35 protein-coding genes are annotated in these 26,052 nt (G+C 69.7%); 7 read left to right on the plus strand and 28 right to left on the minus strand.

Annotated elements, in window-relative coordinates; genetic code table 11:
• The 17 genes from ACIQU6_RS40250 to ACIQU6_RS40330 all read right to left on the minus strand — a co-directional run.
• A partial coding sequence (locus ACIQU6_RS40250) for a GH25 family lysozyme (RefSeq protein WP_403486955.1) occupies window positions 1-179 on the minus strand: 179 nt, incomplete at its 3' end.
• Between the two features lie 69 nt (window positions 180-248).
• On the minus strand, window positions 249-1,685 hold the full coding sequence (locus ACIQU6_RS40255; RefSeq protein ID WP_403486891.1) for a phage tail protein: 1,437 nt from the start codon (window positions 1,683-1,685) through the stop codon (window positions 249-251).
• A 4-nt stretch (window positions 1,686-1,689) separates the two neighbouring features.
• Entirely contained in the window at window positions 1,690-2,436 is a 747-nt protein-coding gene (locus tag ACIQU6_RS40260; RefSeq protein ID WP_403486893.1) for a hypothetical protein, read from the minus strand.
• Window positions 2,436-3,536, minus strand: coding sequence for a hypothetical protein (locus ACIQU6_RS40265; protein ID WP_403486895.1), 1,101 nt, complete (start codon window positions 3,534-3,536; stop codon window positions 2,436-2,438). The genes ACIQU6_RS40260 and ACIQU6_RS40265 overlap by 1 nt, the downstream gene beginning before the upstream one ends.
• A complete protein-coding gene (locus ACIQU6_RS40270) occupies window positions 3,533-4,579 on the minus strand; it encodes a hypothetical protein (protein WP_403486897.1) in 1,047 nt (348 codons plus the stop codon). Before ACIQU6_RS40270 ends, ACIQU6_RS40265 begins: the two co-directional genes overlap by 4 nt.
• Window positions 4,580-4,591: 12 nt before the next feature.
• Window positions 4,592-5,494 (minus strand): phage distal tail protein, encoded by a 903-nt coding sequence (locus ACIQU6_RS40275; RefSeq protein ID WP_403486899.1) that lies wholly within the window; start codon window positions 5,492-5,494, stop codon window positions 4,592-4,594.
• Window positions 5,495-5,500: 6 nt separating this feature from the next.
• The gene (locus ACIQU6_RS40280) at window positions 5,501-7,798 is read right to left on the minus strand and encodes a phage tail tape measure protein (protein WP_403486901.1); all 2,298 of its coding nucleotides are present in this window, start codon (window positions 7,796-7,798) and stop codon (window positions 5,501-5,503) included.
• Between the two features lie 225 nt (window positions 7,799-8,023).
• On the minus strand, window positions 8,024-8,512 hold the full coding sequence (locus ACIQU6_RS40285; RefSeq protein WP_403486903.1) for a hypothetical protein: 489 nt from the start codon (window positions 8,510-8,512) through the stop codon (window positions 8,024-8,026).
• Window position 8,513: 1 nt separating this feature from the next.
• Complete coding sequence (locus ACIQU6_RS40290) at window positions 8,514-9,041, minus strand: phage tail tube protein (RefSeq protein ID WP_403486905.1); 528 nt, start codon at window positions 9,039-9,041, stop codon at window positions 8,514-8,516.
• 9 nt (window positions 9,042-9,050) lie between these two features.
• Window positions 9,051-9,482, minus strand: coding sequence for a minor capsid protein (locus tag ACIQU6_RS40295; RefSeq protein WP_403486907.1), 432 nt, complete (start codon window positions 9,480-9,482; stop codon window positions 9,051-9,053).
• Window positions 9,479-9,823, minus strand: a complete 345-nt coding sequence (locus tag ACIQU6_RS40300) for a hypothetical protein (protein ID WP_403486909.1) — start codon at window positions 9,821-9,823, stop codon at window positions 9,479-9,481. The genes ACIQU6_RS40295 and ACIQU6_RS40300 overlap by 4 nt, the downstream gene beginning before the upstream one ends.
• Entirely contained in the window at window positions 9,820-10,137 is a 318-nt protein-coding gene (locus ACIQU6_RS40305) for a hypothetical protein (RefSeq protein ID WP_403486911.1), read from the minus strand. Before ACIQU6_RS40305 ends, ACIQU6_RS40300 begins: the two co-directional genes overlap by 4 nt.
• Window positions 10,134-10,532 carry a hypothetical protein gene (locus ACIQU6_RS40310; protein ID WP_403486913.1) on the minus strand — a complete coding sequence of 133 codons (399 nt, stop codon included), beginning with the start codon at window positions 10,530-10,532 and terminating at the stop codon, window positions 10,134-10,136. Before ACIQU6_RS40310 ends, ACIQU6_RS40305 begins: the two co-directional genes overlap by 4 nt.
• Window positions 10,532-11,506: a major capsid protein gene (locus tag ACIQU6_RS40315; protein WP_403486915.1), complete on the minus strand. Its 975-nt coding sequence runs from the start codon at window positions 11,504-11,506 to the stop codon at window positions 10,532-10,534. Before ACIQU6_RS40315 ends, ACIQU6_RS40310 begins: the two co-directional genes overlap by 1 nt.
• 13 nt (window positions 11,507-11,519) lie before the next feature.
• Window positions 11,520-12,137 carry a hypothetical protein gene (locus ACIQU6_RS40320; protein ID WP_403486917.1) on the minus strand — a complete coding sequence of 206 codons (618 nt, stop codon included), beginning with the start codon at window positions 12,135-12,137 and terminating at the stop codon, window positions 11,520-11,522.
• A 100-nt stretch (window positions 12,138-12,237) separates the two neighbouring features.
• Complete coding sequence (locus tag ACIQU6_RS40325) at window positions 12,238-12,408, minus strand: Rmf/CrpP fold protein (protein WP_403486919.1); 171 nt, start codon at window positions 12,406-12,408, stop codon at window positions 12,238-12,240.
• An 11-nt stretch (window positions 12,409-12,419) separates the two neighbouring features.
• A complete protein-coding gene (locus tag ACIQU6_RS40330; protein WP_403486957.1) occupies window positions 12,420-14,354 on the minus strand; it encodes a phage minor capsid protein in 1,935 nt (644 codons plus the stop codon).
• Window positions 14,355-14,620: 266 nt separating this feature from the next.
• On the opposite strand from ACIQU6_RS40330, the gene ACIQU6_RS40335 reads away from it, so the two are divergent.
• Complete coding sequence (locus ACIQU6_RS40335) at window positions 14,621-14,767, plus strand: hypothetical protein (RefSeq protein WP_403486921.1); 147 nt, start codon at window positions 14,621-14,623, stop codon at window positions 14,765-14,767.
• Here the strand turns inward: ACIQU6_RS40335 and ACIQU6_RS40340 are convergent, their stop codons facing one another.
• From ACIQU6_RS40340 to ACIQU6_RS40350, 3 genes are read right to left on the minus strand one after another with little or no spacing between them, the layout of a single operon-like run.
• The gene (locus ACIQU6_RS40340; protein ID WP_403486923.1) at window positions 14,768-16,255 is read right to left on the minus strand and encodes a phage capsid protein; all 1,488 of its coding nucleotides are present in this window, start codon (window positions 16,253-16,255) and stop codon (window positions 14,768-14,770) included.
• On the minus strand, window positions 16,242-16,427 hold the full coding sequence (locus tag ACIQU6_RS40345) for a hypothetical protein (protein ID WP_403486925.1): 186 nt from the start codon (window positions 16,425-16,427) through the stop codon (window positions 16,242-16,244). The genes ACIQU6_RS40340 and ACIQU6_RS40345 overlap by 14 nt, the downstream gene beginning before the upstream one ends.
• Window positions 16,424-16,822: a hypothetical protein gene (locus tag ACIQU6_RS40350; RefSeq protein ID WP_403486927.1), complete on the minus strand. Its 399-nt coding sequence runs from the start codon at window positions 16,820-16,822 to the stop codon at window positions 16,424-16,426. Before ACIQU6_RS40350 ends, ACIQU6_RS40345 begins: the two co-directional genes overlap by 4 nt.
• Before the next feature lie 303 nt (window positions 16,823-17,125).
• On the opposite strand from ACIQU6_RS40350, the gene ACIQU6_RS40355 reads away from it, so the two are divergent.
• From ACIQU6_RS40355 to ACIQU6_RS40375, 5 genes are all read left to right on the plus strand, one after another.
• Window positions 17,126-18,346 carry a helix-turn-helix domain-containing protein gene (locus ACIQU6_RS40355; protein ID WP_403486929.1) on the plus strand — a complete coding sequence of 407 codons (1,221 nt, stop codon included), beginning with the start codon at window positions 17,126-17,128 and terminating at the stop codon, window positions 18,344-18,346.
• Window positions 18,347-18,453: 107 nt separating this feature from the next.
• Entirely contained in the window at window positions 18,454-18,675 is a 222-nt protein-coding gene (locus ACIQU6_RS40360; protein WP_403486931.1) for a hypothetical protein, read from the plus strand.
• Window positions 18,676-18,868: 193 nt separating this feature from the next.
• Window positions 18,869-19,105, plus strand: a complete 237-nt coding sequence (locus ACIQU6_RS40365; protein ID WP_403486932.1) for a hypothetical protein — start codon at window positions 18,869-18,871, stop codon at window positions 19,103-19,105.
• A 265-nt stretch (window positions 19,106-19,370) separates the two neighbouring features.
• Window positions 19,371-19,907, plus strand: a complete 537-nt coding sequence (locus ACIQU6_RS40370) for a class IV adenylate cyclase (protein WP_403486934.1) — start codon at window positions 19,371-19,373, stop codon at window positions 19,905-19,907.
• 55 nt (window positions 19,908-19,962) lie between these two features.
• Window positions 19,963-21,072, plus strand: a complete 1,110-nt coding sequence (locus tag ACIQU6_RS40375; protein ID WP_403486936.1) for a radical SAM protein — start codon at window positions 19,963-19,965, stop codon at window positions 21,070-21,072.
• A 66-nt stretch (window positions 21,073-21,138) separates the two neighbouring features.
• Here ACIQU6_RS40375 and ACIQU6_RS40380 read toward each other — a convergent pair whose 3' ends face one another.
• Window positions 21,139-21,402 (minus strand): GntR family transcriptional regulator, encoded by a 264-nt coding sequence (locus ACIQU6_RS40380; protein ID WP_403486938.1) that lies wholly within the window; start codon window positions 21,400-21,402, stop codon window positions 21,139-21,141.
• Between the two features lie 312 nt (window positions 21,403-21,714).
• Between ACIQU6_RS40380 and ACIQU6_RS40385 the strand changes: the two genes are divergently transcribed.
• A complete protein-coding gene (locus ACIQU6_RS40385) occupies window positions 21,715-21,927 on the plus strand; it encodes a hypothetical protein (RefSeq protein WP_403486940.1) in 213 nt (70 codons plus the stop codon).
• Window positions 21,928-22,460: 533 nt separating this feature from the next.
• Here the strand turns inward: ACIQU6_RS40385 and ACIQU6_RS40390 are convergent.
• Genes ACIQU6_RS40390 through ACIQU6_RS40420 form a run of 7 tightly spaced genes read right to left on the minus strand, consistent with a single transcriptional unit; the run spans window position 22,461 to window position 25,826 of the window.
• Window positions 22,461-23,210 carry a hypothetical protein gene (locus ACIQU6_RS40390; protein ID WP_403486942.1) on the minus strand — a complete coding sequence of 250 codons (750 nt, stop codon included), beginning with the start codon at window positions 23,208-23,210 and terminating at the stop codon, window positions 22,461-22,463.
• A 32-nt stretch (window positions 23,211-23,242) separates the two neighbouring features.
• Window positions 23,243-23,635 (minus strand): hypothetical protein, encoded by a 393-nt coding sequence (locus tag ACIQU6_RS40395; RefSeq protein WP_403486944.1) that lies wholly within the window; start codon window positions 23,633-23,635, stop codon window positions 23,243-23,245.
• A gap of 47 nt (window positions 23,636-23,682) precedes the next feature.
• Window positions 23,683-23,952: a hypothetical protein gene (locus tag ACIQU6_RS40400; RefSeq protein WP_403486946.1), complete on the minus strand. Its 270-nt coding sequence runs from the start codon at window positions 23,950-23,952 to the stop codon at window positions 23,683-23,685.
• Complete coding sequence (locus tag ACIQU6_RS40405; RefSeq protein ID WP_403486948.1) at window positions 23,949-24,701, minus strand: hypothetical protein; 753 nt, start codon at window positions 24,699-24,701, stop codon at window positions 23,949-23,951. Before ACIQU6_RS40405 ends, ACIQU6_RS40400 begins: the two co-directional genes overlap by 4 nt.
• Window positions 24,698-25,135, minus strand: coding sequence for an excisionase family DNA-binding protein (locus tag ACIQU6_RS40410; RefSeq protein WP_403486949.1), 438 nt, complete (start codon window positions 25,133-25,135; stop codon window positions 24,698-24,700). Before ACIQU6_RS40410 ends, ACIQU6_RS40405 begins: the two co-directional genes overlap by 4 nt.
• The gene (locus ACIQU6_RS40415; protein WP_403486951.1) at window positions 25,132-25,467 is read right to left on the minus strand and encodes a hypothetical protein; all 336 of its coding nucleotides are present in this window, start codon (window positions 25,465-25,467) and stop codon (window positions 25,132-25,134) included. The genes ACIQU6_RS40410 and ACIQU6_RS40415 overlap by 4 nt, the downstream gene beginning before the upstream one ends.
• Complete coding sequence (locus tag ACIQU6_RS40420; protein WP_403486953.1) at window positions 25,464-25,826, minus strand: hypothetical protein; 363 nt, start codon at window positions 25,824-25,826, stop codon at window positions 25,464-25,466. The genes ACIQU6_RS40415 and ACIQU6_RS40420 overlap by 4 nt, the downstream gene beginning before the upstream one ends.
• Between the last annotated feature and the right edge of the window lie 226 nt (window positions 25,827-26,052).

Genomic DNA, 26,052 nt, shown 5'->3' on the forward strand with positions numbered 1-26,052 from the left:
CACAGGAAGTGGTAGAAGCCCACGACGAGCCCGTTTCGGCGGGCTTGGGCGGCCTGGGCGGACTGGCGGGGGTTGATGTACGACGTGCCCTCGGTGGCCTTGATGAACGCGAAGTCGAGCCCCGTGGTGCTGTACGCCGCGGACTGGTAGGAGGAGACGTCGACGCCTCTCACGGTCATGTGGTGTCTTCCTTGCTTGCATGAGGAAACGCCCGGCGCGGTGCGCTCGGGCGTGTGGGTGGGTGGTGGTTAGCCGAGGGCGGCCCAATAGCAGGTCGATCCCTCGGTCATGTCGGTCAGCCGCAGCGCGGCCGGCAACGTGGTGTGCGTGGCCGAGCTGGTCTGGAGCCAGCGATGCACGCCGTTGATGTCCGCGGCCCGCGCCCCGGAAATCGTCGCGCTGGCATTCCAGTTGGTTGCGGCGAGGTAGGGAACGGCCGTTCCGGTGCCCTTGATCAGGATCGCTACGTAGTAGCTGCCGGCGGCGAGGTTGACCGGCGTCGACAAGTTGAAGGTGGCGAGTTGCCCACCCATGTTGTGGGTCTCGGGAAGCGACGAGGTCACGTTCCCGGTCTGCGCGACACGGGCGAGGTTCTTGTCGTAGATGCCGAGGTACGCGGCGGACACGGTGCTGTTGGGCTTGTCGTAGCCCATGACGTGTACGGCAACACGGCTGATCGTGGCGGGGGTTCGGAGGGGGACGCCGACGAGGTACAGGCGTCCGGCCTCGCTGGGCATGTCCCCGGGAGTCCGGGAGCAGGCGCCGAGGTCATAGGACCATGCGCGCAGGCCGTAGTCGTCGGGCACCCACGTGCCGGGCAGTACCGGGGCGGTGGGGGACGGGAGTTGGGCGGCGGGGACCTTGCCGGCCGCGTCGAGTGCGGCCACACCGCCGGCCGCGCCGCGTGTGCTGGTGGCCAGCGCGTCGACGTCGTCCGCGTTGAGCTGTACGGCGCCGGTCTTGCCGTTGACTGACGCGACGGCGCCGCCAATGGGCGGGAGTTGGGTGGCGGGTACGCGGCCGTTGTCGTCGAGCTGGGCGACGCCACCCGGGGCGCCGGCCGCGGTAGTGGGGACCGCTCCGACGTCGGTGGCGGTGAGCGTAACCTCGGCGGTCGCCTGGCCGTTGACGGATTGCACCCGGCCGTCTGCCCCCGGGGTACCTTGTCCGCCGCGTGCGCCTTGGGGGCCTGGTTCGCCCTGGGGCCCGATCGGACCGCGGTCTCCCTCGGGACCGCGAGGGCCAACCAGGGACGCGAGCCAGTCGGCCGGGTCGCCTTCGAACCCGGCGGCGACGGCCACCTCGTACGCCGACGCGCCCCGCACCGCAACGTAGGTCGGCTTGGCGGGGTCGGTCGGCGCGATGTCGGCGAGGTCGACGTGCGGCTGCTCGGCGGGCAGCAGGACTTGATACGAGCGGCCGGCCGGTATGCCCCCGAGTTGCTCGGTAACGGTGTACGACCAGCCGTCGGGGACCATGTCCGGCGCGTCGGTGGCCGGCAGGGTCGCGCTGATCTGGCCCTGCGCGTCGAGGGTGGCGACGACGGGCCCGCCGAGGATGACGTCGGCGGCCGGAAACGTGAGCTGCGCCGGCGCGCGGAAGACGACGCTGCCGGAGAGGGGCCGTCCGTCGGGGGAGAGGTAGCGGGCGGTCACGGTGACCGTAGGAATGGAGTCGGGGAGCACGGGTTTAGTTGGCTTCCTTGGCGTTGGCGGTGTTGGTTCCCCAGATGCCTTGGCACCAGGCGGCGGCGGTGCCGGTGCCGGCGGTGCGTCGGGCCTGGATGAGCAGGCCGGCGACATCGCCGTGAGATAGGCCGTGGGAGCTGGGGGTGATGCGCTGCGCGGCGAAGACTTCTTTGCCGCCGGTCGCGGTGATCGTGTCGCCGATCTGCGTCAGCGTGTCGCCGCGCTTGAGGGCGAGGCGGGCCTCGGCGGTGGTGCCGGCCGGGGCGTAGAGGGACCACTGCGCGGCGATCACCGCGTGCTGAGTGCGGATGCTGCCGGCGTGGGTGCTGGTCCAGTCGGCGGCAGTGACGTGGGCACTGGGGGCAAGCGGGATCGGCACCCACGGGCGGCCGAGGTAGCCGTCGGCGTGCGCGTCATCCATCACAATCGGCTCCGGGTACCCGGCGCGGGCGAACAGGCGGATCATCTGGGATGCGGTGGTGTCGTTGCCGCCGACTTCCAGCGCAGCGCCGGTTCCGTCCTCGCGGGCCATGCTCACGCCGTAGCGGCCGGTGGGGAACTGGCCGACGCCGAGCACCTGGTCGCCGTCGGGGGCGCGGACGTCGAGGCTGCCGCCCTCACCGATGACCACGGCTCCGTGGTTGATCTGGGTCATGGCGGGCCGTGTCTGTGCGCGGCCGGCCAGTTCGCGGACCTGCCGCTCTAGTGCGCGGATGCGGTCGAGCAGATCAAGAGGTACTGCGGCCATCAGGGCGCCTCCAAAAGCAGCTTCGCGGTTTCGGGTTGCCCGCGCTCCGGTGGCGTGATGGCCATGCCGACGACGCGGTATCGCGCATCGAGGCCGTTGGGCCACCACAGGTCGCGGATGCGCAGGCGGATGGTGGCGCCGAGCAGAGCCGGAGACAGCGGCGCGCGGCCCATGTGCACGGTGATTTCTGGGATGGTGCGCGGGGTGCGGGCGGCGTTCCAGTCGGCCCGTGCGTGTGCGTTCAGGGTGGGTTTCTCGATCACGGTCGAGTAGTCGCTCGATCCGTCGAGGCGGGGCCAGCCGGCGGTGACCGCGTCGGCGTCGACCAGCAGGTCAGACACCAGGGGCACGGATTCCTCGACTTGGTTTGTGTTGTCGCTGGAGCCGCGGCACTGCCAGGCGTTCGCCTGCCCGCTGGCGTCCATGGGCCAGGTGTAGGACATGACCGGGCCGGGGTGGTCGAGGACGATGTCGCTGGTGCCGGTGCGGATCGTGGGGGAGCCGAGTTGCAGCCGCTTGACGCGTCGGCCGGATTCCGGGTCACGGTAGGACGCGATACGCCACTCGAACCCTCCCTCGACCCGAGAGAGTTGGTCGATCAGGTCCCGGACGGTGGGTAGGTCGTAGCGGCTGTAGACGCGGTCCCGCGGCATGCCGGACAGTTCCGTGCCGTAGGTGATGCCGATGTCACCGCCGGGGGTGTTCTGGACGTAGTCGACCAGGCGCCGTGCGATGTCGAACTGGTCGACGCCTCGGGCCTCTTGGGTGTCGTAGAGCAGGCGGTGATCAAGGTAAGTATCCCAGGTGCCGGCCTGGATCTGCGCGGAGAGAAACCCGCGGTCGCTGCTTTGAATGCTTGCGGTCCACAAGACGCCGCCCCACCAGATTTTCCGGCCCCGCTCGACCCACACCGCGGTGCGACCAGGCACCAGCGCGGCGCGGACACGGGCGGCGAGGGCCGCATTCGGCAGGGGAATGGTGGCTTGTAGTGATCCGGCTTTGCCTATGTAGTCGTCAAAACTTAGGCCGGATACGGGGACGGCGTCGAGGAGTTGGTCGGTGCGCAGGTCGCACAGCAACACGCGGTAGGTAGGTGTCATGCCGGGCCCTCCCACCGCAGTGCGGCGACGCTGTACGTCCCGGGGATGTTGGTCAACGCCGTCGCGGTGTAGAGGCTCATTTCGATGTAGTCGCCGGCCTTCAACACGAGGGGGAGGGCCGCGGCGTGCCCCTGTCCGCCGTTGGACCGGGCCACGAACGAGGCGTGCCATTCGCGGGCGCCGCCGTTCTTGACGATCAGGACGCGCGCCTGCTCGGCGCCGCCCGGCCATGTCTGCTGTGCGTAGGCGGTGTAGAGCCCTGCCACGGGAGCAACGAGCCGGGAGGGGGCCGACGACGTCCACATCGAGGCGTCGGACCGCGCATCGACGCCGGACCACCGCAGAGGGGTGTAGCGGTTCGCCGACAGGCTGTAGGTGTCATCCTTGCGGACAGCGACGTAATGGCGCTCCGCCACGCTGCTCCAGCCGTCTCCGTCCCAGCGCTCCAGCCCGGTGCCGGTGTCGCGGTACTGCCCGTCGTAGGCGCCGGCGAACGACAGGCCCCAGCCACGGGGGATGATCCCGCCATACGCGGCGGTGTACCGGCGCCGATCGGCCAGCGCGGAGCCCCAGTTGATGCCACCCGTTCCCGCGGACGCGCCGGCGGGAACACTCACCTCCCACAGACGCAAAGCAGCCGGCGGCAGGGCAGGGCCGGCGGGGGACGCCGCGGGGGTGCCTTGGATGACCTCGACGGCGGCGAAGGTCTCCTCGCTGGTGTCGTACAGCCCATCGCGGACCCGCAGCACGACAGCGTCGACGCGGCCGTACTGGGGGTCGCCGTCGGCGAGCGTCAGCGTCTCCGGCGAGGTCACCGCAACCGGATACGCGCCTTGTGGTGTGGTGCCTTGGACCAGGGCGCGGCCGGTGCCGATCTGGACCTGCATGGGGCCGACACCGGAAGCGCCAAGCGGGTTTCCGCCGGCGATCACGCCATCTCGCGAGGCGAGTTCGGAGGTGGGCGCCATCGTGCCGAGCGGCGCGAGGCGGGTGTCTTCTCGGGTCTGCCCGGTGGGCAGCAGCCATGCGGCGCGCACGGTCACAGGGGTTGCTCCTTACCAGTAGGCCGAGCGCCACCGCAGGACAGCGGTAGCGCGAGGGTCGGCGAATCCGGGGGCGGCGCGGAACGCCAGTGCTGTTGTTCCGCGGCGCAGGGTGAACGTTTCCTCGGGGACCGAGCGGCCGGTCACGGCACCCAATCGTGAGGCGGTGCCGTTGAGCATGACGGTGCCGGCCGCGGTGTCGACGAGCAGCTCGTCGCCGTCGGCGAGGGCGAGGTCGTACTCGATCACGTCGCCGGTTGCGAGGTTGGTGAGGCTGGGCCGGTAGACCGGGCCTCGGAACGTGATCAGGGGGTGGGCGTCGGTGGTGCCGTCGTTGGTGGCGGTGGTGGTGCCGGTCGAGCCAGGCGCCCCGAAGTCCAGCGGCCAGCCAAGGTGTTCGGGCCCGGGGTCGAGGTGCCAGTCGAGGCCCGGTTCGGCGGCCGGCAGCCGGATTTCGGCGCGCTGCTCGATCAGGCTGTAACGGCGAGAGTCGCTGGCCTCGAACTGAATCGCGCCACCAACGACGGTGCCCATGCGGTATCCGGTGTCGACGGGTATGGAGTGCCGCAGGCACCGGGCGTAGGTCAGCAGCGGCGGGGCGTCGTCGAGGCACACCACGAGCGGCAACTCGTCGTCACGGAGCGCCAGGTGCGCGCCCAACTCCCGTACTGCCGCGGTCATGACGCCGGGCGAGGTGCGCAGCACGACACCGTCGACCGTGATCGTGCGAGGCTGGGCCAGCAGCCGGCCAGGGATCGCCCCGTGCGCGCCAGACCGCGGCACCGTGCCGGAGTCGACGCCCGGGGAGTCCTCCCACCCGGTCAACTTTCGCCAGCGCACCGCCGTGCCGGGCCCGAGCAGCAAGTCGCCGTACTGGATGTGTCCGGGGAGGGTGACCAGATCACCCACAGGCATGCCTGGTCACCCCCTGCCCTTCATCTGCCACGCCAGCGACGCGGCGACCTGGTCGGCGGATTGCCCGCCGGCGTGCCAGTTCTCAATGTGAACCGACGCACCCCAACCCCCCGTCTGTGACGTTGGGTTGGTGGGCGTGGTGCCTGCTGTGGCGAGCTGCGGGGCGGACGGGACGGAGACCAACGACCGCATGGTGCGGTCGACCGCGGGGGCGCCGGCCTTGATGCCCTCGACGATGCCCGAGGGGATGTGCCGGCCGATCTGGTCGCGCATGACGCGCGAGGGTGAATGGATGCCCAGCGCACGGGCAATCGGCCCCGGAATCAAGTCTTTTGCCCACCCCATGAGGGTGTTGCGCAGCCATGAGCCCATGGCTTTGATCCCGTTCCACAACCCCACGATCAGGTCACGGCCCTTGCCGTAAAGCATCGAACCGAAGTTCCCGAAGTACGACACGATGCGCGCAGGCAGGCCGCGGACCCAGTCGAGCATCTCGCCGGCCTTGCGCTGTGTGCCGTCCTTGATCGCTGACCAGTGCTTGATGATCAGCCCGACGAGGGTCCAGTTCAGGAAGAAGTCGACGATGCGCCGGGGGAGTTGCTTCACCCAGTCGACAATGGCGGTCCATACGCGAACCGTTCCTGCCTTGATGGAGTCCCAATGCTTGATGATCAGGCCGGGGAGAGTGAAGTTCAGGAACAGGTCGACCAGGAATTGCGCAACGCCCTTGATCTTGTTCCAAATCCAGCCCCACGCGGCAGCCGTAGCCGACTTGATCGCATCCCATTTGGCGACGATGAGCGCGACCAGGCCGACCACGGCGGTGATGATCCAGCCGACGGGGCCCATGGCCATCACCCACGCGGCAGCCATGCGCGCGGCCTGGGCGAGGGCCTGCGCCCCCATGAGTACCCATCCGGCCACGACCCGCGCGGCCGTCGCTGCTGCCGAGGCAGCCATACGCGCACCCGCGGCAACGGACTGGGCGGTTACCACGGCTATGCGTGCGGCGTAGGTGCCGGCGGCGACCGCCATGCGGCCGATGGCACTCGCCGCGTTCACAGTGCCCCGCGCAAAGCTGGCGATGGTGGACAGCGAGCTAGAGAGCGCCGACATGGTTTTGCCAACGGCGATGACAAGCGGCCCGAGCGCGGCAGCCGCCAGAGCCACGACGGTGCCAGTCCGCAGGAGCCCGGAATCGGTCTGCGACAGCTTCGACGCAAGCGCGGTCAGTTTCTCCGCGAAGGTGGTTGCCCACTGCAAAATCCCCGAGCCAGCAATGGCCAACATGAGTCCTTCGACCGCGGACTGCAACCCCTTCATCTGGCCGTTGAAACCCTCCATTTGGACATCTGCGATGTTCTTCGCGGTGCCGCCGGAGTTCTTCAGATCCTTGGTGAGTTTCTTGAGCGCTCCGGAGCCTTGCGTTACGAGTGCCTGCATGGCGGGCCCGGCCTCGACGCCGAAAATACCCATCATGTCCGCCGTCGACGCGCCGGCCTTTTCGAGCTGGCCGACGATGGATACGAGCGGCCGGAGCTTGCCGTGACTGTCGACGACGCTCACACCGAGCTTTTTGAGGATCTTCTCGGTGTCACCGGTCGGCTTGAGCAGCGAGGCGATAGCACCACGCAGCGCGGTACCGGCCTCGGACCCTTGGATGCCCGCGTTACCCATCATGCCGATTGCGGCCGATGTCTCCTCGATCGCCAGACCTGCACTTGAGGCCACGGGCGCGACGTATTTGAAGCTCTCGCCGAGCATCTTCATGTCGGTATTCGTGGACGTGAAGGTTTTCGCGAGAACGTCGTTGAGGTGGGCGAGGTCCTTCGTCTGAAGCCCGTAGCCAGACAGGACGTTGGTTGCGATGTCGGCGGCGTCCGCCAACGCGATGTTGCCGGCCGCGGCGAGGTTCAGCACGCCCGGTAGGGCCTGGGTGATGTCCTTGGACTTCATACCGGCCATGGCCATGTACCCCATGGCGTCCGCGGCTTCGCTCGCGCTGTACTGGGTCGTCGACCCCATCTCTTTGGCGAGCTTTTCGAGGTCGGCGAACTGCGAACCTGTCGCGCCAGACACGGCCTTGACGCGGTTCATGCTGGCTTGGAAATCTCCGCCAGTCTTGATCGCAGCAGCGGCCACGCCCACCAGCGGGGCGGTGACCCATTTCGACATCCCGCCGCCCACGCGGGCCGCGGTCTGTCCGGCGCTGGAAAGCTGCCCTTGTGCCGTGGCCATTCGGGCGCGGAACTGGGAGTCGTCCACGCGGAGACTGGCAAACAATTCGCCGACGCGCAGTGCCATGTCCTCACCTCCGGGGGAGTGTTCCGCCCGGCGGGGCGGTGGGGGTAGGTTCGGGGGTGAGCGCCCGGGCGAGGCGCGACTCTGTCGACAAAAGGCCCAGGATGCGAACACGCAACCAGCGCCAGGAACGCTCTTGAAGCAGCCCCGGGGCGCAGACGTCAATGCCGTACGTCTGGTGTAGGTCAGCCTCGACCAGCGGCCATTGGTCAAGGATGTGTGCCCACGTCAGTGACGCTTGCGGCCCTCGGCGCGGGCCGGTGCCGTCCGGGTACTCGTACCACTCGTAGAGGCCGGATTCCGGGTCGAGTTCGCCCCGCCCGACCGGCGCCGCGCCGCTCGATTCGGGGCCAGTCGAGAAGGGTCGCCGGCCGCATTCCAGAAGCGTTCGGCCGCTTCCTTGTCCTGCGCGATCCACACCATGGCAGTGATCGCGCAGTGCTTGAGCACGGGCCAGGTGACACCGGCGGCGAGCAGGTCGGCGTAGGCGGTGCCGAGAACGTCGGCGTACAGGTCGCGCTCCTCGGCATCGGCGACGAGATCGGCATCGACCTCGCCCCCATCGGCTGCCCGGCCAGCCGCGGTCACAAGCTGCTGTACCCGCAGGCCAGTTTCCGCCGAGGGTGCAGGGACACGGTAGATGCGCTCCTGACCGGGCTTGCCAACGGGGAGTTCGAGGGAGTCGTCGAGCAGTGCTCCAAGTGCGCGGAAACCCATGTCAGTTCACCACCTTCTGTGACTTCGGCTCGACCGGTGCGCCTCCGTCGGCGACCGGGTTGGGGATCTCGACCAGTGGCCCGCTACCGGTGAGCGTGACCTTGATCGTGTCGACCTCGTCCGGGCCGCCGCCCTCGGGCTCCCAGGTGACCAGGGCAGTCCCTTCCTGGGCGTCCGGGGCGCCGTTGCGGTCGTAGTAGCGCACGCGGACGTAAGAAGCCGCGCCGAACGACATGGACGCCCGCCGGAGCGCTTCCTGTGCCGCGTTGAATCGGCCGGTGGTGGGGTGGGCGCGGTGGGCGAGGGTGACCTCGACCGACCACGCGAGCATGGTCACGGCTTGCTCCGACCAGCCCTCGGCGTCGTACGTCGTGACGTCCTGCTGCGTGGGTTCCACCTTGGGCGTGAACTCGGTGATTCCGGGGATGACGGCCCATGCGGCGGTGCCGTCCTTGCCCGTGTCCAACTCAAGGCGGTACCTGCGGGCGAGTGCGGTCACGGTCTCGGCCGGCGGCGTTGGGGTGCTCAAAGCGGCCTCCTATTCGAGGTGTTGGGCCGCGCGGTGCGCGCGGGCGTAGTACGTGCTCGACCGCTCCATGCGGCCGGTGTCGTCGGCGCCGATCGGGGCCGACGCGGTGCGGTAGAGGAGCTGCACCCGCACCGCCCCCCAGGTGTGGGGGCCAGAGCCGTGCAGCACGTCGAACACGGCGTCGTCGAGGGCGTCGACCTCGCGGGGATCGGCCCCGGCGCGGGTGCGTACCTGTACGCCGGTGGTGCAGTCGGTGAGGGCGGGGGAGTCCTGAACCGGGTAGGCGGTCAGGCAGATGACGCGATCCGGTGCCGGCGGAACCGTGGCGATCGTGAGCGCGGTATCCCCTGGGGCGTACTGGCCATCGGGTCGGTAGGTGGCGACGCCGTGTTCGGCGAGCAGGCGGGCGAGGCCGTCGAGCAGGTCGGCGGTGTAGCTCATGACAGGGCCCGCCGGATCTGCGCGGCGATCAACGCCTGCACCGTGCCACTCTCCTCGGGCAGCACGGATTCGAGGTACTTCGCCGAACGCCCGGGAGAATGCCGGGTGCGCAGGTCCTCATGGACGCGCACGGCGTACGGGGTGTCGTAGGACACGGCGGAGGTTAGCCGGCCGGTGTCCACGCTCGCGGCGCCGGAGCGTTCGAGTACGCCCTCGGCGATTGGCACGCGTTGGCGGGACGCGCCGAGTACATGCTCGGCTGCTAGCAGCATGCCGCGGGCCGCCGCGGTGCGCGTCGCCGCGATCACCGCCGGGCCCCGCCAGCGGACGCGGGGGCTCATTGGCACATCACCTCCGTACAGGCAGGCACCGGCAACCCCGGAGCGGTGTGGCGGGCGACGGTGATTGCGGTGGTGGTGCGCCCATCGGGGAGCGTCACGCGGCTACCGACCGGGCACTCGATCTCCGGGTCGGCGATCACGGTCGCGGTGGCCTGGGCCGTGCGGCTGTCGGGGGTGCGGGTCATCTGGGGCCGGTCGGAGACCAGGGCCCGCACCGCCGTCGGCGGGCCGTACGTCGGCCCGTACGCTCCGGCGCCGAGGTACGGCTCGACGGTGACGCGATGCCGCAGCAGCACCGCCGGTACGCGAGTCACCACGGCCACACCACCCCCGGCTCTAGCCCGGCTCGGCGCAGGGCGCGGCCGGCGCGCGGCGCCAGCTCGACACCGCCGGCGGCCGGCGGCTGCCCGGACCGCCCCGACAGGGACACCGGGCCGATGCTGACTGAGTTCCAGATGCCGCCGGCGCCGGTACCGTCGTCGCCGGTGGCGAGCCAGTGCTCGACCTGCGCGCACACGGCATCGGCCAGCGCGGCGCGCACCCGGGCGTCGAGCGGGTCGCCGTCCTCGTCGACCGCGTACACAGCGGTCAGCAGCGCACTGTCGATGTCCTCGGACGCGCGGGTGAGCAGCCGCTCGGCGCCGTCCGGGGCCGCCTCGCCAAGGTAGGCGGCAAGTTGCTCGGGCGTGGCGTACAGGCGGCGCAACATCACTCCGCCGGCGTGGTCGAGTTGACCTGGATGCCGCGCCAAACCGCCGCGCCCTTGGTGGACTTGAGCACGATGGCGACGGGGCCGAGTTCGACCTCACCGCGCTTCACGGCGCCGGCGGTGGAGAAGTCGGGGAGCCACTGACGCACCAGGCCGCCGCCGACGGTCGAGACACCATGGAAGGCATCGAGCCCCAGTCGGACCGCGTAGAGGTCAGTGGTGCCGGTCTTGGTGTCGATACCGATCACAGAGTCGGCACTGCCGGACTTGGCGCCCAGGTCGATGAACGGGATGCCGTTGTACGACTCGACCGTCTGCCCGAACGCGTTCTCGCTGCGGCTGTAGTACCCGGCCCGGCGCGCAAGCGACCGGATACGCGCGATGGTCTTCTTGTTGCCCAGCAGCGCGCTCGGGGTGTCGTCGAGCAGGCCGAGGAACTCGTCGAGGGAGTCGAGCGCGTTGTGCGCCGCGGCCTGGTCGGCGGGGGTGGACCAGTCGGCCGGGGCCTTGTACTCCGTGCTGGAGTTGGCCAGCACCTTCGACAGACCCTCGAACCCGGTCGCGGTGGAGGTGTTGCGGGTGCCGTTGATGACCTGGTCAGAGAAGAACGCCCGGGCCGACTTGATCGTCTGCCCCATCTGAAAGGTGACTTCGTTGGTGGCGGCCGGGCCGAGGTTGGACAGGACACGGTCGATCTCGAACGCGCCACCCAACACGGACAGGTCGACGGTCGCACGGGTGCGCTTGGCCTGCTCGGTGCCGTACTCGGTGTTCAGCGGACGGAAGGCCGCGCCGCGCTCGGAGACGAGCCGGGTGTAGCCGTAGGTCAGCGTGGCGCCGCCGCCAGCGGGGCTTACGACGTCGTCGAAGGTCATGTTGTCGAGCAGCCAACTCGACTTGCGGAACTCATCGATCACGGTCAGATCGATGTCGTCCTGCGTGTTCAGCTTGGCGTCAGCGAGGGTGATAGCCATGGGGGCTCCAGGGTTAGGGGTTCAGGCGCGCGGCGATGGCGTCGCGGAGGCTGGCGGGGCGCTGCGGCGCGGCCGGCGCGCCGGGGAATTCGCTGCCGCTGCGGGCTGGGGTAGCCGGGGCCGCGGCCAGCCGCGGGTTGGTCTTGATGGCGTCGGTGATCGCGGCCTGAACGGCAGCGGTGTCGGCGGGGTCGAGGCCGGCGGCGAGGGTGGCGAACTGGCGGCTGTCGAGCAGTGCGTCGGGATCGGCGCCGGCCGCGCCCGCGGCCCGGTACACGGCCAGCTCGACGGCGGCCTGCCGGGCCTGCTGCTGCTCGGCGGCGAGCTGCTGCGTCAACGCGGCCGGGTCCGGCGTGGCCTCGTCGCCGACCAGGCCCAGCGCGCGCCCGATCTCCTGCGCGAGCTGCGTGCGGGCCTCATCTGCCGCGCGCTGCTTGGCGGTTACGCGGCTCTTGCCGGCCTCGGCGCGGGCCTCGGCGAGCTGATGCTCAAGGCGGGCGACTTGCGCCGCCGTGTCGCCCTGCTCGCCCTCGCTGGACGGGGCCGGCGGCGTCGGGGCAGCGGAGGGCGGCGTGGTGTTGGGGGTGGCCTCGGCGGGGGCCGGGGCGGCGCTGGGGGTGGTGTCGCTCATGGTGCACTCCTGGTGCAGTGGGCCCGCTCCCGGCGGGCGTTCGGGCATGCGAAAGGGGGCCCGCACCAGGCAGGCCCCCTTGGGTGGTGTCTGTGTTGCGCTACTGCGCGTCGTCGTCCTCGCCCGGCAGCGGACGGGCCTTGGCGTAGCCGCGGACCCACGCACTACGGCGTAGATCGCCGGCCGGGTAGGGGCAGACGGTCACCGGCTGCCGGGCGCGGCCGGCCTCGGCGCCCTCGGTCAGGGCGCGGACAAGTTCGGCGCGGGACAAGGTCTTTCCTCCTACAGCCGGTTGTCACGGTCCGACTTTGCCTTGCGCGCAATGTCGGCGGCGGTGCTGCGCTGGCCTGTGAGTTGTTCGGTGTACTCCGCCAGGGTAGTGCGCGGGTGATCGGCCCACCATCGGCGCAGTTCCTCGGAGGCGCGGGCGTAGGCGACGTGGGCCGGGCCTGTGAACAGCGACAGGGGGTCGATGCCAGCGGCGGCGGCCTCACGCGACAGCAGCACGCCCCGGCACGCATCCTCCGCGGACTGCCACTGTGCGTAGACGTGCTCCCGGTACATCTCCCGAACCTGGGCACGGGTGTAGGCGCCTCGGCCGGCCGCGGCCTCCTCGGTGCGCTCGGCGACCCACCGCTCGGTGGCGGTCATGCCCGCGAACCGGTCGCCGGCGCCGTCGGCGAGCCAGCCCCAGTCGTCCGGATCAGGGACGGGCGCGAGGGCGTCGTCGAGGGCGCGGCGGTCGGCGAGTTGCCCCTCGACGCTCTGCGCACCCTTAGCGGCCGGCGCCGGCCGCGGCGGATACCGCCGATCAAACTCCGCGCCAATCCGGGCGACTTCGGAGGGTCGCGCGTGCCGGATGGCTACGGTGAGGACGTCGTCGGACAGGCCGGCGAGGTGGGGCGCCAGTCGACCGCCGGGGAAAGCGGCGGCCATGAGGTCTCGGCGGTCGGCCTCGGCCGCGATCCGGCCGCGGTCGTGCTCGTCGAGGACCCCGGGCCGCAGCGCGGCGCCGAGCTGGTCGTCGCTCATCTCCGCCAGCGTGTGACGGTCACCGGACCGTACGCGGGCCGCCTCGACGGCATCCTGCGGCGGATGCGGTCGGCGCTCCGGCATGTTCCCCGCCCCGGGCTGCTCCCGGTAGCGGCGGCGGATCAACTCCGGGTGTCGGGCAAGGTGTTCGCGCTGGCGCTTCTGCCAATGCCGAACCTTGGCCTCGGCCGCGCGCTTGCCCTCGGGGGTGGTCGAGGCGGCGGCGCGGTTCTTCCAACGGCGAATACCGCGCTCGATCGCGCGCTGTCGTTGGCTGGCCTCGTACCCATCAGGGTCGGTGGAGTGCTCTACCGGTGCCTGAGTCACCCCAGGCAGATAAGCGGTGGTCGAATGACGACAGTTGGGATGCTGCAACCCCCGCCGGCGGGCTTCATCCAGTGATCCGGCGACATGCACGCGCACGGTCCGTCCGTCCTCGACGGCGTGCTCGACCTCAACTGTCCGGGCGCCGTCGGGGCCGTCGAGGGACAGCACCTTGCCCTCGAAAGGCTTGCACAGCGGGCACTCGTGGGGCGCGTTGGACACGATCACCAGGGCAACGCCAGCAGCACGCAGGCGGTCGCCGTGCGCCTCGACCGCGGCCCGGCCGACGGCGGTTCGTACGGCCATTTCGGCGTACGAGGTCATCGACCACGCGCGCCCGCCCTTGTCGACGAACGTGCGCAGGCCCCGGTCGGCAAACCGCTGCATGGCGGCCTGAGTTGCCTGCCGACGTGTCTCCACACCCAGCAACGGCGTACCGGATACCTCGGCGATCACCTGCCGGTACCCGTCCTCAACGCCCCGCAGAATCCCGCGGTGCGTAGCGGTGACCCGGTCGACGGCTTCGTGCGCGAGGCGGTCGACCGCGCGGGCGTTGGGCGTGCTCTCTGCGATCCGGCGGGCGTCGACATCGTGCAGCGCGCCCAACTCGACTAGTCCGGCGCGGGCGCCAGCGTTGTACGCCTCGGCGACCGCGTCGAACACGTCCAGGGTCATGGCCTTGCTGAGTTCATCGACGACGCCCTGCGCGGCACGGCGCAACGGCTGAATATCGCGCAGCTTGGCCGTGGCCCATCCGGGCGCCTCGTATCCGTCGGCGAGCTGCCGCGCGATGATCCCGAGCAGTCGCTGCTCGGCGTCCGCGTACAGGTCGCGCACTCCGACTGACAGATCCTCGACCATTCCGGGGTGAATTGACACGGCATCACCCCCTGGAAATTTCCTTTAAGCAGTGACAAACAAGGAAACGGCCAATGTGACTTGCGTCACGGCTTTCTATGAGATGGGGGGTGAGGCTATAAGGCAGGATTAGTGATCGCCGCAGCCATCAAAGTGCCTGATCAGGGCGTTCGTCGATTTTTTGACTCTTAAAACTAAACAGTCTCACCCCCAAAGGTAGGTTAGTGAATAGAGGGGCGTCTTGTGGGGTGTCATGTAGCGTTCGGCGCATGGGAATCGACGCACAGATCTACGCTGTTTCCGGCCCTTTCTTCGCCCTCGTTACGGTGTTGCTCGCGATGGCTATGGCGCACCCGGATCCGCAGACCAGGGCGCGCGCGGAAAGGCTGCTCGGGGTGATCTTCCGGGCAAGGTAGCTAGTCGAGGACGCCGGCCTGCAAGGGGTCGGGTACTGCCTGGCCGGTCTCGGTGAGGATGCGGTCGACCTCGGCGGCGGTGGCGTGCTCGTCCCAATCGGGGTGCAGGATGCGCACCTTGGTGTCGACGCTCACAGCCTGCGCCTGCTGGAGCAGGGACAGGGTTTGGGCGACAGACTGCGGATCTTCAGAGACGGAGTCGCCGAAGGCGATCCGCGGCCGTTCCGGTACGAGGGAGGGCGTGAACAACTGGCGGTCGAGCTGCAAAAGCACGTGCAGCATGTCGGCGACTGCCGGGCCCCAGTAACGGCCCTTCTTATCCCGGGTGATCATCGACCGTCGTTCGCGGGCCGTCACCTCCGTTGCGGTGGCGGCGGTTTCGTCACCGATACCGAAGCTCTGCGCGGAGTACCCGGCGAGCTGCACAGCTTGCCGGGTGATGGTGGCGGCGGTCCGCTCGTGCTCGTCCACCCGGATAGCGAACTGGCTCAAGGTGATGCCCGCGCCGCCGGCTTCGGTGGGCGGAATGTTGAGCGTCTGCCAGATTTCCCGGTCGTCGTCGAAGCTGGCGCCGCGGCCGGGGCCGTGGTCGCGCAGGTACCCGTCGGGGACGATCAGGCGTGCGCGGGCGAGGCGGATGTCGCGCATCCACGATGACCACGTCTCGTCGAGCGCGTCGAACAGGTCGTGCGCCGACTGGTAGTCGCTGCGCCCGAACGGCGACCCGCGGTGCCGGCGGTTGGGGCGGATGTTGGGGACGTAGGAGGCGGTGAGCTGGTCGAGGCCGGTCTCGATGGTGTCCCCGGCGGGCCCGAGGGAGTCGACCAGGGCCGCGGTGTCCGGGTGTTCGGTGAGTGGCACGCGGGTGCCGAGGGTGTCGGGAGTGCCCTGGTAGAGGCCGTGCACGATGCGCCCGACCTCGTGCCGTTCCAGATGCCGCAGCACCGTGCCGCCCGCGGCCCCGTCGCAGACCAGCTCACGCCAGAACGTGACAGCGGTAAGGCGCCCCCAGCGGAATTCGGGGGCGGCGGCGTCCGCGTGGACCGCGGTAAGCATCGGCCGGGGCCCAAGAGCCGTGTCCCAGGATGCGCGCAGGTAGACACCACCGAGGGCGGCGGCGACTTCGGCGGCTTCCAACAGGGTGTTTGCGAGGCCGTCGGCGTCGGTGAGTTCGTCGAGCCGCGCCTGTGCGGCCGGGGTGTCGACGGAGAGCACCGGCGGTTCAGAGAACAGTAGATCCGCCGAGGTGGTCGCGATGTCGGCCGGGAGCGGGACATGTAGCCGACCGTCCTGGTGGTGATGGCCGGGCCGCGGTCGTCCGCGGCCCCACAGTCGGCGGCGGCCGTCCTCGCGGCGCTGCTGCCCCTGGTAGACGGTGGCAAGGCGACGCCGGTCACCGGAGTACCAGGCATCGTCGAGGCGCATCTCGTCGTACAGGGGGGCGTACTGCGGTGGCGGCCAAGGGGTGTTGGCGTCAGGGAGTGCCATCGTTGCCGCCCCCTTCCGCGGTAGTGGCCTCGCATGCTGCGGCGACGTCGCGGAGCATGCCGGCAAGGCGAGGCCCGACGGAATCGCCGGGGCCGATCGTGAGCGTTCCAAGGTTGCCGGTGTGATCGCCGACGGTCAGGGTTACGGGCATGTGCAGCCATACGGCGGTCATGCGGCGGCCTCCGTTGGTGCGGTGAGCAGGTGGCGCCACTCGTGCGCGGTGGAGTGCACGGCGTAGCGCAGCGCGTCGGCGGAGTGGTCGTCCAGCTTCAAGGGGGCGTCCTCGCCGCGCTCGGTGGCTTTCGGGTCCCAGCTATAGCCGGGTAGTTCGGCGAGCAGTCCCTCGCATGATTCGTGTACGAGTAGACGGTCGGCGGCGAGCAGGCTCGATACGGATCGGATTCCGTTGGCGACCTCGTTTGAGGCGCGGGCGAGGCCGGGGTGCCCGTCCTGCCACATCTGCGTTGAGAACGACGCCGCACTCGGGTCGATGAACGTCCACTGGGGCACGATGCCGAGGCCGTCGAGCCACGTCCGCACGGCGGCGCTGTACTGCGCGTCCGTCATGCTGCGATGCGTGGCGCGGGAGTCGTGCCGCCACTCCGCGGCGGCGTACAGCCGGCCGTCGACTCCCTCGCCGAGCAGGATCGCGGCGAAGGGATTGGTGGTTGCTAACCCTCGCTGTCAACCCCTCAGTACTGGCAACGCTTCAGGGTGGTCGTCCATGCTCCGCCCGGAGGGGTGAGAAGACGCGCAGCCCGAACGCGAGACGGCCCGCCCCCGAGTGCGCGCGGAAGCGGGCCGTATGTGTGTCCCGGCTCAACCAGCGCGGGTACCGTCCTGAGTGTCTACGTCAGAACGGAGTCCATCATGCCCAATGGCACCGACATTGGCACGGGGGCGCGTATCGCCGCGTACCGGCGCTTGAACCGACTCACGGCGCGGGGCCTCGCCCTGAAGGCCGGCATCTCCTACAGCTTGCTCACGAAGGTTGAGAGTGGGTTCAAGCCCGCTTCCCCGGACATGGTCGCCGCCTGCGCCCGCGCTATGGACGTGTCCGTGAACACGCTCTACGGCCGGCCCGATCACCTCGCCCACTCCCATGACCGGCTCGACGGGCCACTGTCTGACCTGCGGGCGGCCTTGGACAACTGGGACATGCCCCTGGAGGACCTGCCAGTTCGTCCGCTCGACGAGATCGAAGCCGATGTTCGGGCACTGGTGAAGGCGCGCCGGGCGGCCGGTTTCGGGCAGATTGCATCGTTCGCCCCGCCTCTGATCAACGAACTGGTTCAGGCGACCGCCACCCTCGACGGGCGGGACGCCGAGCTGGCCCATCACCTCCTCGTCCAGGTCTACCGCGGCGCCCACGACGTGGCTTACGGCCTCGGCTTGACCGACCTTGGGGCGCTGCTGCTCGCCCGCATGGACTACTCCGCCCAACGGTCCGGGGACCCCTATCTGATGGCCCTGTACCGCTACATGCGCGCCCAGACGACGTTTTCGACCGGACGTCATGAGGTGGGCCAGCGCATCATCGACACCGCCCGCGACGAGATCGCTGCTGGCATCTCGGCTGGCGACCAAGCGGCCGTGTGCGCGGCGGGGAACCTGAACCTGCGTGCTGCGATCCTCGCCACCCGCCAAGGCGACGGCCCGCGGGCCCGCGAAGCTCTGGCCGAAGCAAAGCGCCTCGCCGCCATGCTGCCCGGCGAGGTTGTCGGCGAGTTCAGTCGTGGCCGACACGTGATGTCGTTCGGGCCGACCAACGTCTCGATCCACGCGTCGGCTGTAGAAGTGGAGTTGGGAAAGTGGGGCGACGCCCTACGCCTAGCCAAGAAAGTCCACCTGCCCGACGGCTTCCCGGGGGACCGGATCGGGCATTACTGGATTGACACCGCCCGCGCCCAACTCTGGACCGGCAAGAACGATGCTGCCCTCGCCTCATTGTTGAAGGCGCGTAAGGCGGCACCCCAGCAGGCCAAGTACCACCCGTCGGTCCGTGAGACCGTCGCCGCCCTCGTGCGTGCCGCCCGGTCTGCCCCCGACTCGCTGATCAGCTACGCGACTTGGGCTGGCGTCGAGCTGTAGTTCAGCCAACTCCGCGCGTGTGCCCCGACTTTCACCAAGTGTGAAAGTTCGGGGCCTTTTTGCTGGTCAGGATGGTGAAAGTAGCGAAAGGCGAACGGAGGCACCCCGTGACCACGCCCACCACGCCGCGCCGCACCCTCCAGGACCGTGCTCGCCGCCGGAGCCTGGTCGATGCTGCGTCCGGCTGCACCATCGAACAGCATGAGCACCACACGGACATACGCAGCCTCACCGGCCCGGCACTGATCGAATACGTGAACCTCACCTTGGACGAAGCGGCTATGCCGCCCGACGGGTTCCCCCAGGCGAAGAGCGGCGGCCTGCCGTGAGCGCCCCAGGAATTGTGATCCCGCCGCGGGAAAAGTGGCCCGTCCCCGTGATCACCGGGCACGCCTGCCCCGTCTGTCACCACGGCTACACCCTTGCCCGTCCCGCCATCCCCGTACCCGGCCGCGTCGACATCACCGTTTGCTCCGAGTGCGCCCTCGCGGCTGGCCTCCCAGTGACTTTGGAGGGCAGACGATGACCGCCTCACTGGGATTCGGGCACCAGGCACACCCGCTGATCGGCTGTCTGGTCGTCGACCACGCACACGGTGATCGAGTTGGGGTCCTGCGTGCTGTCGCGCCGGACTTGAAAGTCAACTCGTACAGCCTGCCGGTCATGGTGCCGAACGCGCCGTTGGTGGCGTGGTTGGCACCCGAGAAGGGCGGCCGTGAGTGGACGACCTCGCCGGATGAGATCGAGGCGGCGCGATGAGTGGCGCCCACGGTCGGACGGGACCGGAACTCAGCCGCCTGCAGCTTTACGGAATTCAACTCGGCCTCGGGGCAAACGATCCGCGGTCGTTCGCAGTTGAAGATCCTGAACACCTGGACGCCCGCCGCGCCGAGATGGGCCTCCCAGCCTTCGGCAAGCTCGTGCGCGGCTTCTACTCCCTCCCGGCCGGAGTCCGGGGCCCAAGGCTGTAGCGCGTCAGGCCCTTGCCCAGTCGGGCAAGGCACGGCATACGAGAAGGAGATTCATGCACATCGTTGAGTACGAAGCGAAGGCGTTGAGCATTGACCCGGACGCCATGGCCGAGCGCATCAAGGCGGCCGGTGGGAGTTTCCAGGGCGAGCGCCTGATGCGCCGCTATGTCTACGACACCGTTCCCCCGGTGTCGGGCCGTTGGGTACGCCTGCGGGACTCCGGCGGCGCAGTCACCCTGTGTGTGAAGACGATCAGTTCGGATGCCATCGACGGCACCCGGGAGACCGAGACGACGGTCGGCTCGTTCGAGGACACACACGCTCTGCTCGGGCTCATGGGGCTCACCCACCGCAGCTACCAGGAAAACCGGCGCTCGTCCTGGCTGCTGGACGGCGTGCGGCTGGAGATCGACTCATGGCCGCGCATCCCGCCTTATCTGGAGATCGAGGGCGACACCGAAGAACAGGTGTGGACCGCCGCTGATCGCCTGTCCCTCACACGGGATGAGTTGACGAGCGAGAACACGACCAAGGTGTTCGCCCGCTACGGAATCGACCTCGACTCCATCAACGAACTCCGCTTCATCTAACCGTCTTTACCATCCGCCGGCGGGGCTGCCGGGCCCCGCCGGCCAGGAGGCAACCATGACCAAGACCGACCCAAACGACTTACCCGTCACGGTAGTTCCGGATCGGACCCTACGCGTCAAGATCATCGACGCGTGCGGACTCGCTTGCACCTTCTGTCACAACGAAGGCACGCCCGTCACTACCGACAACCTCGGCCGAGATGCTGAGCAGTTCACCGGAACACCTGGGCGCTCCGGGCGGGTCTCGATCTACCTCACCACCAACGGCGCCAACTTCCTCCCCGAGCGCATCAAGGCCGATGCGGACTTCGCCCTGGCCCTGGCGGCAGTGCGCGGCAGTCTCCCGACCAACGAGGTGCACTTCACCGGTGGGGAACCCACCCTCCACCCCGAACTGCCCGAACTCATCCGCATCGCACGCCGCCTCGGCCTGACGGTCGGACTCACCAGCAACGGCGAGAACGGAACCGCCGTACTGCCCGAGTGCGCCGCGGCCGGGCTCGACCGCATCAACCTATCCGTGTTCGGCACCACGCCGGAGGAACTCGCCGCCGTCCAGGCCCCGCGCCTGGCCTCCCCGAAGCTGGCAGCACGGAAGCTGGACGCACTGGCCGCCACGATCGAGGCCGCCGACCGGCACGGGGTGAAGGTCTCGGCGAACATCGTGATCCCGAACCACGACCACGTTGCGCGGGTGCTCCGCATCATCGAGGAGCACGGACGGCTCGTCACCGTGCGGATGCTGGTCAACCTTGAGGACGACGGAGCCTCACTCGCCGCCATGCAAGAGGTCGTCGACCACCTCGGAGCGGTGCCCATCCGCCGCATCGTCACCGCCGGCGCCTCCGACCAGCGCACCCGCTACCAGCTCCCCGACGGCCGCACGCTCTACGCCAAGAGCATCCGCCCCGTCCGGTTGCCTGAGACCTGCGCTGGGTGCCGGTTCAACAACGACCGGGACTGTCAGGAGGGCTACTACGGCGTACGCATGTACCGCGCACAAAACGGCCCCTTCATGGTCGGCGTATGCATCCAACGCATGGACCTATGCCTGACGCTGGGCGAATTCGTGATGAGTCAACGCTGCGCCGAAGTCCGGGACTTCCGCGAGGAGGAAACGGCCCGCCTTACCGCCCTCCACCGTCCGGCCGCCGTGCCCCACTGACAGCGACGCATCTACGGACTGCGCTGGAGCCCGCACCGGCCTCGCTGGTCGGGCTCCCACACGCGGCTACTCAGCCGACTTGTCCTTGTGTTCTCCAGCTACGTACGAACCACGCCCCCACTCTGTGACAACGAGCCCGCGATCCCGCAGCACCCGCACCGCTCGGCGCGCGGTCTCCCGCGCCACCTTGAACCGGTCGCAGAGCTCGGACTCGGAAGGGATGCGGTCGCCGGGCCCGTAACGGCCCTCTCGAATGTCCGCGGTCAACGCTTCCAGCACCCTCATGTACGGGGCGTAGGGGACGTGCGGACCGTTGGGGCGCTCAGGCATGACGACGAGCGTAGACAAGCGGCCGAATCTAGGCGACTTAGACCAGTAGGCGAGTTAGACAGGTAGACGAGTTAGATGCGTTGTTCTACCTTCGTTCGAAACACGAACGCCCCGAGAGACCGATTAGGCCCGGTCCGCTCGGGGCTCGCCGCAACAGCTTGATTGGGAGCTGAACGACGTATGCGCGATGCTATCGCCCGCGCCCTTGATTGGGTGCTCGCCTTACTTCCGTGGACCCGCCGACCCCGGCCCGGTCGGCACACCGCGGCCTACTTGGCAGCACAACCCGCGCCCACCCCCGAGCCTGCCCCTGTGAACCCTTGGTCCCGCCCTTGGACGGGACCGACCAAGGAGGAGGCGGCCGAGTTCTTCCGGCAGCGGGCCGAGACCACGCTCGAACTGCACGTGATCCGGGAGCGGCGGTGTGCGGCAGTGCTCGCCACCATGGGTGTGGATTACCCCTACGTGTACGACGGCGCCCCGTTCCCCGTGTCTGCGTTCGCTATCGAGGGGAGCGTCGCGTGACTGCTCACCGCCGGTTTGATCTGGCTCCCTCGGACCAGGCGGCGCCGTGCTACCGCTGCGGACTGCCGACCCGACTTCAGGTGCCAGTGGGGCGCGTCCTTGCTACCAGCGGCCCGGATATGACGCTGCATGCCTGCCCGAACTGCATCCAGCACTTCCGCGGAATCCTCACGTGCGGCGCCCGGCAACCAGGATGGGGCAACGGGCCCACCCTCGGTCGCCGTAGTCTCCCGTGCGTACGGGACGTGGGTCACCAGGACGATCACGCAAACACCGTCGGCGATCAGTGGCCCCGAGGGCACGTCGCCATCTCCTGCTACCACTGCGGCGACGAGACCGAAGCGCCCGTGGCGGTCGGCTTCATACCGGCCACCAGCGGCCCCGGATACACCCTGCAAGCCTGCCCAAACTGCGCCACCTTGCTCGGTGCAGGGCCAACCCCAGAAGACGTCATCCGGTAGCCCCACTGTGCCTACAGCCCCGTTCGGACCGTGTCCGGGCGGGGCTTCGTCGTGCCTGGCGACGGTGGGGGTCTATTCGGTGGGGAGTGGGGTGGCGGCGTGTTGGTCGGCGAGGCGGGCGGCGATGGCGGTGCGTAGGCCGTTGTCGGGGGCGGCGGTGCCGTCGACGTCGCGGCGGAGTCCGGCGAGGGTTTCGCGTAGGCCGGGTTCGAGTTCGTCGAGGTCGAGGCGGGCCCGCAGCGCGGCGCCTTGCGGCTTGGGTAGGCGGTCGGCGAGGGCGCGCTCGACGGCGTGCACGGCGCGGGTGGGGTCGGGTTCGGTGAAGTCGGCACCGGCCAGTCCGCTCGGCTTGGTGTGCTGGGTAGCGAGGTAGGTCGGCAGTTCGATGCGGAGCGCGTGCAGGGTGTCGAGGTCGGCGCCCTTGATGACGTCGGGCAGGGTGCGGCCGGCGTCGAGGAGCGCGCGGGCGCGGTCCCATGCGCGGGTCTGCCGGGTCTCGGCGAGGAGCTGCTCGGCCGCGCCGGCGGCCGGGGTGGTGGTGGCCTTGTTGGCGACGGTGCGCACCATGGTCGCGGCGGCGTCGGTCTCGCGCTGGATGCGGTCGAGGTCGGCGGCGGCCTGCTGGCGGGCGGCGCGCTCCAACTCGGCGCGGCGGCGGTGGTTGGCTTCGCCTGTCAGGTCGGGATCGCGGAAGGTGCGGGCCTTGCTGAGTGCGGCATCCAGGCGGCGGCGCACCTCGACAAGATCGGTCTTGCGGGTCTGCTTGAGTCGGTGGGTGGCGGCGTTGGCGTCGATGTAGTCGGGACCGAAAAGGGAGGGCACAGGGAGTCAACTCCGATGATTTCAGGGGTAGTTCAGTAGGGGCGGACGCGTATCGGGTGGCCGTCGGTGTCGAGGTGCGGGGTGCGGGCGGGGGTGAGTCCGTGGCGCTCGGCGTAGCGGCGCATGGCGTCGACCTCGGTGAGGTGGTCGGCGGGCGGCCCGTCGGGGGCGTCTTCCTCGGTGACCTGCTCGCCGGTCTTGCGGGCCTGGTCGCGGATGAGGTCGAGCCAGCGGGCGTTGTCGGTGTAGAGGGTGCCCTCGACCCACCACGGGGCAGCGTGCACCATGCCGCGCTCACCCACCGTCGGATGGATGCTCAGCGGCCCGGAGCGGGCGCCAGGTGCGGTGATCTTGCGCCAAGGGATGCGGCGGTCATCAGGGGTGCGGTCGTCCCACTGGGAGCGGTAGACGGTGGCGGTGCTCACGGGCGGTGTCTCCTGGTCGGCGGGTGGAGCCTGGTGGCGTGCGGGGGTCATGCGGGGGTGCGGCCGGTGAGGCGGTCGTAAAGGGCGGTGTCCTCGGTGTAGACGCGGACGCGGTCGACGTAGTCCATGGCTTCCAACTCTGCTGTTGTGGTGGGGAGTTGGAAGGTGTCGATGGGCGGGCGTGAGTCGCGCTTGACTTGTTCGATCCATCGCTGGTAGGTGGGGGAGACGTAGTTGCCGATTTCCTGGACGTGGGGGCGCGGGGTGGCTTGGTCCTGGTGGAAGTTGTCGGCGGTGAGGTGCGCGTGCTCGGTCACTTGGTGTCCTTCGGGGTCTTGGGGGTGGCGGTGTTGAGGAAGTGGCGGATGGTGTCGCGGTGGCGCCGTGCGTGGTCGGCGAGGGGGGCGCGGGTGAAGCCGGGGCGGTCGGGCATCCGCACGTTGTGCGTGGTGGCGATCTCGTCCAGCAGGGTCACCAGGACCGGGCCGGTGCCGATGGCGTTGTGGGTGTGGCCGGTCTTGAGGGACAGGGCGGCGGAGTGCCGTTCCTGGTGAACGGTGGGCGCGGTGCGTGAGGCGGGTACGCGCTCGGGCTCGCTGAACGTGTACTCGCCGCGCTGCACCGGCACGAACCGCGAAAGCGGCGGGGCGCCGACGTGCCGGAGCAGCGCCGCAGCTTCTGCGAGGGCGTCATCGTGGGTATGCACGGCGTCGATCAGGGTGGCGAGGGCGGCGCGGGCCTGCTGGTAGGCGGTGGCCACGTGGGCGGGGTCGGCGGTCTGCTCGGCCAGGGCGACGGCGTCCGCGGTGATGCGGGCGCGTTCGGTCTCGGCGGCCTTGGCGGCGGCGCGCTCGGCCTTGCGGCGGGCGGCCTCGGCCCGCAGCTTGGCGAACGTGCCCAACTCCCGTGCGTCGGTGAGCTGTTGGGCGGTGACCTGTTCGTCTCCGTCGCGTACGCGCTCTTCCAGCGCGGCGAGCAACTGCTCGGCCTCGGCGACTTCCTGCTCGGCCTGCTTGATCTCGGGCGCCGGCTCGGGCCGGTCGGCGGTCGTGGTCGTGGTGGTCATGCTGCGCTGGCTCCTCGGTGGTGGCGGTAGTGGTCGAGGCCGGTGGCGTCGATGGCCCATACGCGGGCGCCGATGCGTTCGGCGGGTAGGTGGCCGGCGGCGATCAGGGCGCGGACGTGGCGGGTCGTGCAGCCCATGAGGGCGGCGGCCTCGGCTACGCACACGGTGCCCGACGGGCCCAGGGTGGTTCCGGTAGCGGCGGTGGACTCGAACGGCGCGGCAACGGAATCGAACATCTCGGCGCGCTGTGCGGCCGTGTGCAGCGCGTACAGCAGCCGCCGGATGCCTGGGGTCACCTCGCCCCCGTCGGCGCGCACACGGGCCGTCAGATCGCGTACGAGGGCACGCAGGACGTCACCGGCAACCGCGGCGGGGACGATGACGGCCCCGTCGGCGCGCGTGAGGTGCTCGGCGTCGGCATCGGGGCGGCTCACGCGTCGGCCCCCTGGTCGTCGTAGAGCGTCACGGGGCGGCCTTGGTCGTGGGCGGCGCACCACTGGGCGGCTACGGCGCGGGTGAGGCGGGCCATCATCGAGGTGTCGTGCTCGGGGTCGAGTTGGGCCAGGGTGCGGACGAGGGGCGGTGGTGGTTCGGTGACGTGCTGGCCGTCGAGGGTGAGGCCGTCGTGCACGGCGTCGAGGACGTCGAGGGTGGACAGGCGCACGGTGCGGCCGTCGGTGAGGCGGTGGGTGTGCATCAGGCGCCGGTCGTCGCGGTTGTTCTCGACGGCGAGTAGGCGGCGGGATAGCGGGTTGGGGCGGCTCATCGGCGGTGGCCCTCCTCGTCGGCTTCGAGGGCGGCGAGGCGCTGTTCGAGGTCGAGGGATTCGCGCAGCGACAGGCAGGCGTCGAGCAGTGTGCGGGCGGCTTGGACGCGGGCCTGTCCGCGTTCGCTGTCGAGGGCGTCGACCAGAGCGTCAACGGCCTTTGTTGAGGCGGCGGCGAGGCGGCCGACGGCGAGGCGTAGCAACTCGGTGCGGGTGTCGGCGACTTCGGTCTGAAATGCGGGGTCGTCGAGCCATCGCAGGATGGTGCGGCCGGAGACTCCGGCGGCTTTGGCGGCCTGGCTGTTCGTGCGTCCTTGGGCGAGGGCGAGAACGGCGGCGGGGCGGTTCCTACTGGTCAAGGGTCAGGGCTCCAATCAGGTTCCTGCGCGTGGAGGGTGGTGCGACCGGTCAGGGTGGGGTGGATACGGCCTCGCGCACGCGCGCGAGACGCCGAACGACGCGGACGGACATTCGGCGGGGTGGGGAGTGCGGTGGCGAGAGGTGCGGCGGGGTGGGGTGGTGCAGGGTTGTGCAGGGTTTTCCGAAACTCCCTACGCGTGCGGGTATGGGAAGAACCGGGAAACC

Source organism: Streptomyces sp. NPDC090442 (assembly GCF_044769405.1).
Classification (GTDB): Bacteria; Actinomycetota; Actinomycetes; order Streptomycetales; family Streptomycetaceae; genus Streptomyces.

Excerpts from the sequence above, each read along its gene's own strand:
- ACIQU6_RS40260 (WP_403486893.1), bottom strand. The coding sequence starts at position 2,436 with ATGGCCGCAGTACCTCTTGATCTGCTCGACCGCATCCGCGCACTAGAG.
- ACIQU6_RS40265 (WP_403486895.1), bottom strand. The coding sequence starts at position 3,536 with ATGACACCTACCTACCGCGTGTTGCTGTGCGACCTGCGCACCGACCAA.
- ACIQU6_RS40275 (WP_403486899.1), bottom strand. The coding sequence starts at position 5,494 with ATGCCTGTGGGTGATCTGGTCACCCTCCCCGGACACATCCAGTACGGC.
- ACIQU6_RS40280 (WP_403486901.1), bottom strand. The coding sequence starts at position 7,798 with ATGGCACTGCGCGTCGGCGAATTGTTTGCCAGTCTCCGCGTGGACGAC.
- ACIQU6_RS40285 (WP_403486903.1), bottom strand. The coding sequence starts at position 8,512 with ATGGGTTTCCGCGCACTTGGAGCACTGCTCGACGACTCCCTCGAACTC.
- ACIQU6_RS40295 (WP_403486907.1), bottom strand. The coding sequence starts at position 9,482 with ATGAGCTACACCGCCGACCTGCTCGACGGCCTCGCCCGCCTGCTCGCC.
- ACIQU6_RS40300 (WP_403486909.1), bottom strand. The coding sequence starts at position 9,823 with ATGAGCCCCCGCGTCCGCTGGCGGGGCCCGGCGGTGATCGCGGCGACG.
- ACIQU6_RS40310 (WP_403486913.1), bottom strand. The coding sequence starts at position 10,532 with ATGTTGCGCCGCCTGTACGCCACGCCCGAGCAACTTGCCGCCTACCTT.
- ACIQU6_RS40315 (WP_403486915.1), bottom strand. The coding sequence starts at position 11,506 with ATGGCTATCACCCTCGCTGACGCCAAGCTGAACACGCAGGACGACATC.
- ACIQU6_RS40320 (WP_403486917.1), bottom strand. The coding sequence starts at position 12,137 with ATGAGCGACACCACCCCCAGCGCCGCCCCGGCCCCCGCCGAGGCCACC.
- ACIQU6_RS40330 (WP_403486957.1), bottom strand. The coding sequence starts at position 14,354 with ATGGTCGAGGATCTGTCAGTCGGAGTGCGCGACCTGTACGCGGACGCC.
- ACIQU6_RS40335 (WP_403486921.1), top strand. The coding sequence starts at position 14,621 with ATGGGAATCGACGCACAGATCTACGCTGTTTCCGGCCCTTTCTTCGCC.
- ACIQU6_RS40340 (WP_403486923.1), bottom strand. The coding sequence starts at position 16,255 with ATGGCACTCCCTGACGCCAACACCCCTTGGCCGCCACCGCAGTACGCC.
- ACIQU6_RS40345 (WP_403486925.1), bottom strand. The coding sequence starts at position 16,427 with ATGACCGCCGTATGGCTGCACATGCCCGTAACCCTGACCGTCGGCGAT.
- ACIQU6_RS40350 (WP_403486927.1), bottom strand. The coding sequence starts at position 16,822 with ATGACGGACGCGCAGTACAGCGCCGCCGTGCGGACGTGGCTCGACGGC.
- ACIQU6_RS40355 (WP_403486929.1), top strand. The coding sequence starts at position 17,126 with ATGCCCAATGGCACCGACATTGGCACGGGGGCGCGTATCGCCGCGTAC.
- ACIQU6_RS40365 (WP_403486932.1), top strand. The coding sequence starts at position 18,869 with ATGACCGCCTCACTGGGATTCGGGCACCAGGCACACCCGCTGATCGGC.
- ACIQU6_RS40370 (WP_403486934.1), top strand. The coding sequence starts at position 19,371 with ATGCACATCGTTGAGTACGAAGCGAAGGCGTTGAGCATTGACCCGGAC.
- ACIQU6_RS40375 (WP_403486936.1), top strand. The coding sequence starts at position 19,963 with ATGACCAAGACCGACCCAAACGACTTACCCGTCACGGTAGTTCCGGAT.
- ACIQU6_RS40380 (WP_403486938.1), bottom strand. The coding sequence starts at position 21,402 with ATGCCTGAGCGCCCCAACGGTCCGCACGTCCCCTACGCCCCGTACATG.
- ACIQU6_RS40405 (WP_403486948.1), bottom strand. The coding sequence starts at position 24,701 with ATGACCACCACGACCACGACCGCCGACCGGCCCGAGCCGGCGCCCGAG.
- ACIQU6_RS40415 (WP_403486951.1), bottom strand. The coding sequence starts at position 25,467 with ATGAGCCGCCCCAACCCGCTATCCCGCCGCCTACTCGCCGTCGAGAAC.